The organism is Mycobacterium gordonae (genome assembly GCF_001417955.2).
GTDB lineage: Bacteria > Actinomycetota > Actinomycetes > Mycobacteriales > Mycobacteriaceae > Mycobacterium > Mycobacterium gordonae_B.
The window spans coordinates 1-10,220 of the sequence record NZ_LKTM01000050.1 but is presented as its reverse complement, the minus strand read 5'-3'; the positions used below and the strand labels follow the sequence as shown (position 1 = coordinate 10,220).

The window sequence follows — 10,220 nt, the reverse complement described above, 5'->3', positions numbered from 1 at the left end:
AACGGGCCGACCGTCGCTTACGCATGGTGTCCCACCACTTCTTCTTGGGCACGAACAGTGTTCAGTCATACATAAGCGCGCACCCCCAAGGAGGCGTGGCGCAACGCCGGAACAACGAACCACTGGTCCCACCACGTCACCTGCGCGGATTACCTGAAATGGCTCGTCGCCAACGGCTACACCCTGGCACCCGTCGAAGAGGTCATCGCCGGTGACAAGACCGCCGATGAGGTCTACGACCTGCAGTTGGCTGCAGCCGCCGAAGGGTAGTAGTGCGGGGTGGGGTCAGGGACGAACACCCTGGCCCCACCCCCTGGCTGCCATTGTCTGCACAAACGACGTAATGAGCGCACCAACCATTCCCAGGCCCGACACGGGCCGCTCACCTCGCCGGCGGTTATCAGCACGCGCAACGACGCCGCGTCACCCGCATGTTGTCCACAGGAAGAACCTATCCACAGGTCATTTCCGAAATGGTTTACATCGCGGTAATGAAAGCTACGCACCGGGTCGTTGGCAGCTGCTTAGCGGCTCTGAATACCACGTCAGAGCGCAATTAAGGAAGAAAGCGGAACATGTGCGGACAACACGTTCACAGCGTCGTCTGGAGGGCATGAGGAAAGCCACGAAAAGCGGTCCTGAGCAGCGCGGAGATTCTGAAGAAAATCATTGCCTTTTTTGTTCGCCGCCGTCGCGCCACCGAAATCCGGTCACTAAAATTAGCGGTAACGACGGACGAACACCCACAAGACGCAAAAGGAGCCGTAATCATGTCATCGATAATCGTCTACACAAAGCCGTCGTGCGTGCAATGCCAGGCGACAGTTCGTGCCCTGGATAAAGCTGGGCGCAGTTACCGGGCAATTGATGTCACTCAGGACAGCCAGGCCCGCGACTACGTCCTGAGTCTGGGATACCTGACCGCCCCCGTGGTCTACGTCTCCGCCGACGAACACTGGTCGGGCTTTCGTCCCGACCGGCTGGCGCGCGTGGCCTGACCACCCCACACCCCAGGAAGGACTGTGCTGATGACCATCCCCGCCAGCGCCGAAATCGACGACTTCGAACGTGAGCATTTGCGGCGCATCGACGATCTGCGGGCCGCCCTGCTCACGCAGCTGGCCACCGCCAGCGACACGCTGCAACGCGCCGCCGCCACCCTGGCGCGGTTGCGCGACAACGACATCTACGACGTCGAATTCGCCGACGGCCGCGACGGCGACGACATCGCCGCTTTCCTTGGCGACTCCATCCGCTTCGTGCGCGCGTCCTACGCCCTGGTGCACACCGTCATCGACAAGGAGACTCCCTGATGTCGCACACCATCAGCCGGGCCAGAGCCTCCTTGGACACGGTGCGTGAGGCCCTGCAGGCCGCCGGATCTGTCCTGCGGCCGCGCGGGGAGGAGGCCTTCATGGCCAGCTGCCCGTTGCACACCGATCACAGCCCCTCGCTGTCGGTCACCTGGCGGCCCTCGACGAACTCCCGCCAGGGTGGTGCGGTGCTGCTGCACTGCTTCAGCTGTGCCGCCCAGGCCGCCGATCTCGCCGGGGCTCTGGGGCTTCGCGTCGCCGACCTGTTCGATGACCCGCCGCAGCCCTCCCGCCAGACGGTCAGCCCCCGCCCCGCTCCTCGGCACCGGGGAGCCGGTCAGGGTGTGGGGCCGCTGCCAGCGCGGATCACCGCCGAACACCACCCCGGCAACCATCAATGGGAGCGGGTGCGGGTCTACACCTACACCGATCTTCAGGGGCGGGCCCTGCAGCAGGTCATCCGGCTGGAATGCCGTTGCACCGGCCAGGTGCACAAGCGCTTTCAGCAGCGTTACCGCGTAGGCCGCCAATGGGTGTACCGCAAGCCCGAGGGTTTCCCGGCCGCCTTGTATCAGCCCAAGGCGATTGCCACCGCCACCGCCGGCGGCGACTGGATCTGGATCAGCGAAGGCGAGAAGGATGCCGACACCCTCACCCGGGCCGGTGTCTTGGCGACCACCAACCCGCAAGGCGCAGCGAACTTCCCCACGAATCTTGTGGCGCACTTTCACAATCTCAACGTCGCCGTCGTCGCTGACCGCGACCTCAGCGGCTACCGCCGAGCACTGACGATTTCCACCGCGCTGCGTGGCATCGCCGCACACGTCGTCGTGCTGCTGCCTGCACTCGAGACCGTCAAAGCCGACCTCACCGACCACATCGAGGCGGGCCTGTGGGATCCCGTACACCCCTTCGGCGGGCTGCTCGAGGTCACCCCCGATGACCTGCAGGCGCTGGCCCTGGCCGCCGAAACCGCGCAAGCAGCACACCGATTCAGCATCGCGATCACCGAGATGCAGGCCCACCACGGGCTGCGGCAAACCGTAGCGGGCAGCGCTCACGCGGCAGCGCGCTGGCGTGCAGAAGCCGCCCGCCAACTACGCCTGGTCACCGATGGGCATCATCGGCTTCACCGCCACACGCGCGAGCACCCCAGCGACATTGCACGCCGAAGCGAGGCGGCCACCGCCGCGTTGCAGTCCTGCATTCAGCACAGCTACCGCAGCAGCACCACCCCCTCGGCCGAACTCAAGGAGTCAGCATGAGCACGTTCGTCGACACCGCCATCACGAGCCGGGCGGCGGCCGCTGTCACCAGCGGCCCCACCACCCGCCCTGCTGCGCACACCGCCCGCGCCTGGATCGAAACCCTCACCGCCAGAGCCCAACTGCGCTCCGAACGACACATCCACCACCGCCCCCGCACCGCAGAAAAGTGACCGCAACCATGACCACACCAGCCCGACTCATCACCATCGTCTGCACCCTGTTCGCCACGGCCGTTCTCGCCGCCCCGGCAGCCTCAGCCACGGCCGTGATCATCGAGCCTGGGGAGCGCATCGACTACATCAACTCCGATGGCGGCAAGAACCAGTTCTGCACCCTCGGCCACGTCTACAACGGTGCCGATATGCATGTCTATGCCGTCACTGCGGGACACTGCCGCAACAGCGCCTCCGGCTATGTCCGCACCGAGCGCAGCGGGCAGACCGGAATCTTCGTGCGGTCCTCAGTCGAGCCACCCCGCGGCGGCGGCCCTGACTATGGACTGATCGACTTCGGCACCGACCCCCTGGCCGGTGCCTACATCGGGGACATCCGCACCATCAGCACCAGCCACCCTGAACCCCAGATCGGTCAAACCGTCTGCCGCAGCGGCATATCCAGCGGCACGCACTGCGGCACCATTGTCGACCGCCACGGTGCTGAGCAGTACCTCACCACCGGGATGCCGCCGAGTATCCCCGGCGACTCCGGTGCTCCGGTCTGGGCGCGAACCGGTAACCGGCCCGCTGAAATCATCGGTATCTGGCTCGGCGAAAAGATCACCGCCGTCGACCACGCCGAGTACGGGCGCTTCGCGTCCCTGGCCGAAGGCCTGCGGGTCCTAACGGCGAATTAACGCCGTCACAACACCGGGAAGTCGCCCTCGACGTGCACGACGTCGAAGCGCGGTTGAGGGTCTGGGTGCCGCCCGGTGACCAGCCACTCGACGAACGAAGCCGGGTAACCGCCGGGGCTCTCCCCGAGTAGCTGCACTAACGATTTCTCCACCCCGCCAGCGTACGGCGAAAGAGCGCCACTTTCGGCAGTGAAAAGCAGTGACCGGCGCGACCCGGGCCGGGAGTCTCACGCCCCCTTTTTTGCCTGTCAGCGTGGGGCAAGTCTGACCGGAGAGGGCCCCGTCGGTGTCAACCCACACCCGGCGGGCTCGCCCGTTCTCCGCGTCCGCCGCCCTGACGGGCGGCTCCCGCTGCGCCCGTGCGCCGGCGGCGCCATGGCTGGGGCGCTGCCAGCCTCGGCCCAAGGCGCCGCGCGCCGGGCCTCGGCGCGGCCCCGCCCATGCCGCCTCCTGCTGATCCGCCGGCCTCTGCGGGGTTGACACCGCCACCCCTCCGGTCCCCCGCCTCCCCCGCGCCACCAGGCGCAGATCACCACTACCGGAAGGAAGACCCGACCAATGAACGTCGCCGAGCACACCACCGACCCGTGGACCAGTACCGACCATGACCCACACCAGCGGCCCGCTGCGGGCAGCGACTGCGTTGCCGAAAACATCTACGCCGACTGGGATCTGGAAATCCGACACCACCGCCAGCGCCTGCTCGCCAGCCTCACTAACGCGGTGAGTGCACTGGGCCAGGCCGCCGGTGCGGTCAACGCCCTACTCAGCGAGCAGGTCTACGACGTGGAATTCACCGAGGCCGGCGCCGGTGAGGACATCGCCGCCTTCACCACCGAAAGCCTGCGCCTCACCCGCGCCGCCTACGCCCTGACCCGGCTCCTCGAGCACGCCACCGACCGATTCTGACCACACCGAAAGGACGAAATCTCATGACCGAACTGTGGGAACAATGGGTCGGCACCACCACCGAACCCATCACGTGCCTCAAACGCCGCGCCAAAGTGCAGTTCCGGGAAGAACGCCACCACCTCGGGGTGTCCCGCCGGCGCTGGATCACCTACCCCGACGTCATCAACGGCGTGCCGGTGGTCGTTGAGATGCCTGACAACGCGCCCACCAAAACCTGCGACGAGGGCCGGCATGACCGGTGCGGGCATCGCCTCGGCGGCCCGCACGAAGGCGGAATCCTGCTCAAACTGGGCCTGCCCGGCTTCTGCTGGCGCTGCGGATGCCCATGCCACAACGACCCGCACCGCGCAGGGCGCCTGTTCTAACCGCCACCCGGGCCCGGCCAGCTCCGCCACCACGCGGGGTTGGCCGGGCCCCCCTTTTTCTTCCGCACCCAGCTCAGCCGCGACATCCGCAGCGGCTCCTTTTGCTGCAGTCAGCGGGGCCCCCATTGTGGTCGCTGCCGCGGCGGAGTCAACCCCGGCCTCGGCGGGCTCGCCCGTTCTGCGCTCCCGCCGCCCTGACGGGCGGCTCCCGCTTCGCCCGTGCGGCACCGACGGCATTGCCGGCCCTACGCCAGCTCGCCCAGGGGCGCTGCGCGCCCGGTCGAGCCGGGCCGGCAATCCGCCTCCTGCTCCGTCAACGGCCCTGGGTTGACACCACCACGGCACCGACCTGTCAGCGCCCCAGCGCCGCCGGCGCACATCCACAAACCCTGCGACACCGAACGGAGAACCCGACCATGGCCCAATACTTCACACCCACCTTCCTCAACGCTGCCGGCCAGATCGTGGCAGCCCTCGACCCCGAGGACTACGGCTCAGGCCTCAAGCTCATGGGGCACACCCGCGCTGATGCCCCACTGATGTCAGCCGTGGCCGCCATCCTCAGCCTCGACGGCGCCCTACGGGTCGCCTGGGCCGGCGACTACGCCGACAACGAACCCGGCCGCGGCACCAACCTCTACTTCCTCATCGAGGACCGCCACTTCGTGCGTTTCGAGGGCCTGGTGTTCCCCGGTGTCGAACCCAACCGGAAAACACCGCGACCCAGCGCAGTATGCGATTACATCTGCAACCTCGACAAACAGCAATACATCCACATTCCTTCTCTCGGAATAGATTTCGACGGATGGCGGCGCACCCCCCTGCCGTTGCTCACCGCCGAGTACGGCGCACCCCAGCCTGACGCGCCACCGAACAATGTCGGAACCTGGGCGCGCGACCGGATCTGCTACACCCAAACCCCACCATCCCCGGGCTGGACCCCGGCGCCACCCACGGCGTGCTGATCGACCGCGCCGCGGCCCGGCCAGCACCGTCTGGTCGGGCCGCCTTTCTCTTTTTGCGCACCACTCCCGCGCCCGCGGATCGGACCCGCCTGTGTGGATCCCGTGAAATCCGTAGCCCCGCAGCTTTTTTGCAGTCAGCGGGGGTGGCCATTGTGACCGGCGGGGACCGGTGTCGCCGTCCACCCGCACCGGGGGCCAGCTCGCCCGTTCTCGCTGCGCTCGCCCGTGCGGCTACCGCGGCATTTGCCGCCCTATCGCAGGCTCGCCCCCACGGCGCTGCGCGCCGGGCTCGCCGGGGCGCCAAATCCGCCTCCTGCTGAACCCCCGGGCCCGGGTGGACCGCGCCGCCCCGCCGGTCGCCAGGCACCCCGGCGCTGATCAGCGCCTGAGAATCACACAGAACCGGAGAATCACTATGTCTCACACCGACCTTCGCACCCCTGCCGACCTACTGGCCGCCTGCCCGGCACTTCTGAAATACGTTCCGACTAACAGCATCGTCATCTACCTCGGGCAGCTCCCACCAGAGGGCGGTATTCGCGTGCGCGACGTCCTGCGATTCGACATCACCGTCACCACCGACCAAGCCGCGAACTTCCTCACCGTCTACGCCCCGCGGCCGGATCGCTACGACACCGCCATCGTGTTGGCCATCTGCGAACAGCGCCACGACACCCACGCCCGATACCTGCTCGACACGGTGCGAGACACGTTGCAGAGCAACGCAATCCCTGTACTGCGGCGCCTGTACGCCCGCGATGTCACCAACTGCGGCCAGTGGCTCGACGCCGACACCGGCGAGCACGGCGCCACCTACCCCTACACCGATTCCCTGCACACCGCCCGCCTTGTGCACGACGGCACACCGATCCACCCCAGCCACGCCCAGATCGCAGCAACCTTCGACCACCTCCCGCCCGCGCCCCCGGTGGCCCTGGGAGATCACGGCGGACTGGTCATCGACACCTTCGAGGACATCGCGGCCATCCTCATCGGCGGCCCGCACGTCGACCCCACCCTGGCCACCCGCGCCGGCATCGTCATCACCGCACACCCCGCCCTGCGCGACGCCATGATCGCCCTCGCGCTTGACCACCCGCAGTCCGCGGCAAGGCTGTGGACCCACATCAGCCGGCGCCTGCGCGGCCACCAGCGCACACAGGCCCTCACCATCGCCGCCGCCTGCCAGTACCTGCTCGGCGACACCGCCCACGCCGACCTCGCGCTGCAGGCCGCATTCGCCGAAGCCCACGCCACCCACACCGCAACGCCCGACCTGGCCGTCATGCTTCACGCAAAGCTAGCCGAGGGCACCGCACCAGCCGAGATCCGTGCCGCCATCACCGCCGCATTCACCGCAACCCCACCGCCCACCGACTCGTGAGCTCACCTGCCCCGGCCAGCTCACCCCCCCGGGTGGGCTGGTCGGGCCACTAACCACCTTTTTGGTGCGGTCAGCGGGGGTGGCCATGGTGACCGGCGGGGACTGCTGTCGCTGTCAACCCGCACCGGGAGCCAGCTCGCCCGTTCTCGCTGCGCTCGCCCGTGCGGCTACCGCGGCATTTGCCGCCCTATCGCAGGCTCGCCCCCACGGCGCTGCGCGCCGGGCTCGCCGGGGCGCCAAATCCGCCTCCTGCTGAACCCCCGGGCCCGGGTGGACCGCGACGCCCCGCCGGTCGCTAGGCACCCCAGCGCTGAGCTGCGCACCCCTCAACACAGAACGGAGAACACCACCATGACCACAGCCGCCAACCCCTGGGTAACCGTCGACAACGACCAGGCCCAATCGCTGCTGACTTTCGGCCAAACCCACGAAGACACGCCTTCGCACGAAACCGACTGCTGGATCGACGAATTAGCCATCGTGCAGGTCTGCACCGACGGGCTGCGGCTGCGCCTGCGCGGAGCAGAGCGCGACGAAGCGATCCGCCGCATGCACGGCCGCGTCGCAATTGACCTCATCGCCTGCCGCCTGTACACCACACCACGAACGGTGCAGCGCACCGCAGCACGACTCGGTCTGGTCCGACACCACACCATGCACCACCACGACGACCTCGTACTGCGCTGACACCATCGCGGCGGGGGCAGCGGCCGCCCACTCCTTCGGGCGCGCCGCCGCCCCCGTTTTGCCGCCCCCGTGCACGCACCGCCCGACCCAGCATGAAATCCGTAGCCCCGCACCTTGTTTGCAGTCAGCTGGGGTGCCCAGTGTGACCGGCGGGGACTGATGCCGCGGTCAACCCGGGCCGCGGCGGGCTCGCCCGTTCTCGCTGCGCTCGCCCGCGCGCCACCGGCGGCATTTGCCGCCCTATCCCAGGCTCGCCCCACGGCGCTGCGCGCCGGGCTCACCGGGGCGCAAATCCGCCTCCTGCACATCCGCCGGGCCCAGGGTGGACCGCGCCGCCCCGCCGGTCCCCCGCACACCCCAGCGCTGAGCTGCGCATCCATCAACACACCGAACGGAGAACTATCATGACCACCTCAGTAAAAGCCACGCACCTCACATCCGCAGCAATCATCACCCACACCACCGCCTCGCTCAAAGGCCGCCAGGACGTCGACGTCACTGTCCACCACGCACGCACCCCTGACGCCCGAATGTCGCTGACCTTCAACGGCATTCACATGATCATCTACAGCTGCCACGCCGCCCAAGGGTTGCTCGAAGCCTTCGCCGCGGCCCGCGGACAAATGTCGCACCTGCCCACCCAGATGCCCACGGCGGGCGCGAACCCCCCCGACGGCGACGCCCGGATCACGCTGTCCATCGAATGGACCCGCCGGCCCAGCTACGCCGTTGTTGCTCAATCCGCGCCCAACCGGATCAAAACCGCCACAGTCCACTGGGTCGACCTGTTCACCGGCCCAATCACCTGGCAGATCCGCGACAAAGCGGCACTGATGTCGATGATCGAGTTGCTGCGCCGCGCCCACAAGACAGCGATCGCGGTCTTCGACGACGGCGAGCTCTACAACGCTGACCCGACCACCGCCGGCTACGTCGCCGCCTGACCACCACCGTGACCGTGAGGCCGCGGCCCCGCTTCCCTCGGGACGGCGGGACCGCGGCTCCCACGTGTGCCACACGACCAGAGAAAGGACACCAGACATGTTCAGCGAACAAATTCAGGTCGCCGCCGGCCGAGACCTGACGGCCGGCAACAGAGTTGCCGTATACAGGAACCTGCACCGATCGGCATGGTCCATCCGCAGCATGGAAGGCCCCCACAAGGGCAAGGTCGTCGGATACGCCCAGGCTGTGGCCCTCACCGGATGCCTCATGCACGTCAACCCACGGGCTCAGCTCAAGATCGCCAACGGCGGGGCGCGCCAGGTCCACGCGTGGATCATCGGACGGCTCGCAGACGTCGTCGACCTGAACCAGCCGCAACGCATCACCTACCAACCCCATCACAGGGCTGAGTTCTTCGTCGTCTCCACCGGGCGCGCCATCTGGACGGCCCCAGCGGTGGTCTTCACCGACGCCGCCTACATCGACGGCCCTGCCTAACTAACGCATCCGCGACCATCGGGCCCGGCCAGCGCTCCACACACGGAGAGATGGCCGGGCCCCCTTTTTCTTCCATATAACGGCCAGGGACATGGCCCCGCCTGCGGCGAGGCCATGAAATCCGTAGCCGCTCACCATTTTTGCAGTCAGCGGGGGTGCCATTGTGACCGGCGGGGACTGGTGTCGCCGTCAACCTGCGCCGCGGCGGGCTCGCCCGTTCTCGCTGCGCTCGCCCGTGCGGCACCGGCGGCATTTGCGGCCCTACCGAAGCTCGCCCCGACGGCGCTGCGCGCCTGAGGCTCGCCGGGGCCGCAAATCCGCCTCCTGCGCATCCGCCGGGCTCAGTTGACTGCGCCGCCCCGCCGGTCCCCACACCCCCAGCGCTGAGCTGCGCATCCATCAACACACCGAACGGAGAAACATCATGTCTCAGATCAACCTTCGCACCCCCGCCGACATTCTCGCGGCGGCCCCGTGCCTGGTCGGATTCGTGCCGACAAACAGCCTGGTGATCTACATGCTGGCCCGCGGCGCGGCCGGCGGCATCGGCGTCTACTGCGCACTGCGCGTCGACATCGACCCGGACGCCGAATACATGCCGGCTATCCCTACCGACGAACTGCGGTCTCACGATGTCGTTGCCGCCATCATGCTGGCCATCTGCGACCAGCGCCACGACGGCCACGCGCACACGCTGCTGGACACATGGCGGGAGAGGTTGCAGAACAACGGCATTCGCGTCGTTCGCCGCCTGCACACCCGTAACGTCACCGAGGCCGGCCAGTGGCTCGACGTTGACACCGGCGACTACGGCGCCACCTACCCCTACACCGATTCGACCCTGTCTGCTCACGCCGTGCTCGACGGCCGGCAGATCCGCCGCAGCCGCAGCGACATCGCGGCTGACTTCGCCTACCTGCCCCCCGCACCCGAGGTCGACGTCGAGAACAGCGATTACAAAGCTCTTGCACTCATCACCGCCAAGGAGATCGACGACATCCTTATCAGCGGAACGGCGATCGCCAGCCCC

General features: G+C 67.8%; 14 protein-coding genes. 13 read left to right on the top strand and 1 reads right to left on the bottom strand.

What is annotated here, in order from left to right:
• Positions 1-770 precede the first annotated feature (770 nt).
• Genes nrdH through AO501_RS07380 form a run of 5 tightly spaced genes read left to right on the top strand, consistent with a single transcriptional unit; the run spans position 771 to position 3,434 of the window.
• Positions 771-998, top strand: coding sequence for a glutaredoxin-like protein NrdH (gene nrdH / locus AO501_RS07395; protein ID WP_055577112.1), 228 nt, complete (start codon positions 771-773; stop codon positions 996-998).
• A 30-nt stretch (positions 999-1,028) separates the two neighbouring features.
• A complete protein-coding gene (locus AO501_RS07390; RefSeq protein WP_063892827.1) occupies positions 1,029-1,313 on the top strand; it encodes a hypothetical protein in 285 nt (94 codons plus the stop codon).
• Positions 1,313-2,578 carry a toprim domain-containing protein gene (locus AO501_RS07385; RefSeq protein WP_055577110.1) on the top strand — a complete coding sequence of 422 codons (1,266 nt, stop codon included), beginning with the start codon at positions 1,313-1,315 and terminating at the stop codon, positions 2,576-2,578. The genes AO501_RS07390 and AO501_RS07385 overlap by 1 nt, the downstream gene beginning before the upstream one ends.
• Entirely contained in the window at positions 2,575-2,751 is a 177-nt protein-coding gene (locus tag AO501_RS36925; RefSeq protein WP_156452373.1) for an amidohydrolase, read from the top strand. The genes AO501_RS07385 and AO501_RS36925 overlap by 4 nt, the downstream gene beginning before the upstream one ends.
• A gap of 8 nt (positions 2,752-2,759) precedes the next feature.
• Positions 2,760-3,434, top strand: coding sequence for a hypothetical protein (locus AO501_RS07380; RefSeq protein ID WP_055577113.1), 675 nt, complete (start codon positions 2,760-2,762; stop codon positions 3,432-3,434).
• A gap of 5 nt (positions 3,435-3,439) precedes the next feature.
• Here AO501_RS07380 and AO501_RS36920 read toward each other — a convergent pair whose 3' ends face one another.
• On the bottom strand, positions 3,440-3,586 hold the full coding sequence (locus AO501_RS36920; RefSeq protein WP_156452372.1) for a hypothetical protein: 147 nt from the start codon (positions 3,584-3,586) through the stop codon (positions 3,440-3,442).
• Between the two features lie 406 nt (positions 3,587-3,992).
• Here AO501_RS36920 and AO501_RS07375 point away from each other — a divergent pair, with 406 nt between their 5' ends.
• The 8 genes from AO501_RS07375 to AO501_RS07340 form a co-directional block, all read left to right on the top strand.
• Positions 3,993-4,343, top strand: a complete 351-nt coding sequence (locus AO501_RS07375) for a hypothetical protein (protein WP_055577109.1) — start codon at positions 3,993-3,995, stop codon at positions 4,341-4,343.
• A 23-nt stretch (positions 4,344-4,366) separates the two neighbouring features.
• Complete coding sequence (locus tag AO501_RS07370; protein ID WP_055577108.1) at positions 4,367-4,711, top strand: hypothetical protein; 345 nt, start codon at positions 4,367-4,369, stop codon at positions 4,709-4,711.
• A gap of 416 nt (positions 4,712-5,127) precedes the next feature.
• Positions 5,128-5,676: a hypothetical protein gene (locus tag AO501_RS07365; RefSeq protein ID WP_055577107.1), complete on the top strand. Its 549-nt coding sequence runs from the start codon at positions 5,128-5,130 to the stop codon at positions 5,674-5,676.
• Between the two features lie 415 nt (positions 5,677-6,091).
• Positions 6,092-7,060, top strand: a complete 969-nt coding sequence (locus AO501_RS07360) for a DUF4192 domain-containing protein (protein WP_055577106.1) — start codon at positions 6,092-6,094, stop codon at positions 7,058-7,060.
• A 351-nt stretch (positions 7,061-7,411) separates the two neighbouring features.
• On the top strand, positions 7,412-7,747 hold the full coding sequence (locus AO501_RS07355; RefSeq protein ID WP_055577105.1) for a hypothetical protein: 336 nt from the start codon (positions 7,412-7,414) through the stop codon (positions 7,745-7,747).
• Between the two features lie 404 nt (positions 7,748-8,151).
• Positions 8,152-8,691: a hypothetical protein gene (locus AO501_RS07350; RefSeq protein WP_055577104.1), complete on the top strand. Its 540-nt coding sequence runs from the start codon at positions 8,152-8,154 to the stop codon at positions 8,689-8,691.
• A gap of 97 nt (positions 8,692-8,788) precedes the next feature.
• On the top strand, positions 8,789-9,190 hold the full coding sequence (locus AO501_RS07345) for a hypothetical protein (RefSeq protein ID WP_055577103.1): 402 nt from the start codon (positions 8,789-8,791) through the stop codon (positions 9,188-9,190).
• A gap of 424 nt (positions 9,191-9,614) precedes the next feature.
• Positions 9,615-10,220, top strand: a 606-nt coding sequence (locus tag AO501_RS07340; protein WP_156452371.1) for a DUF4192 family protein, incomplete at its 3' end; no start/stop codon positions are given.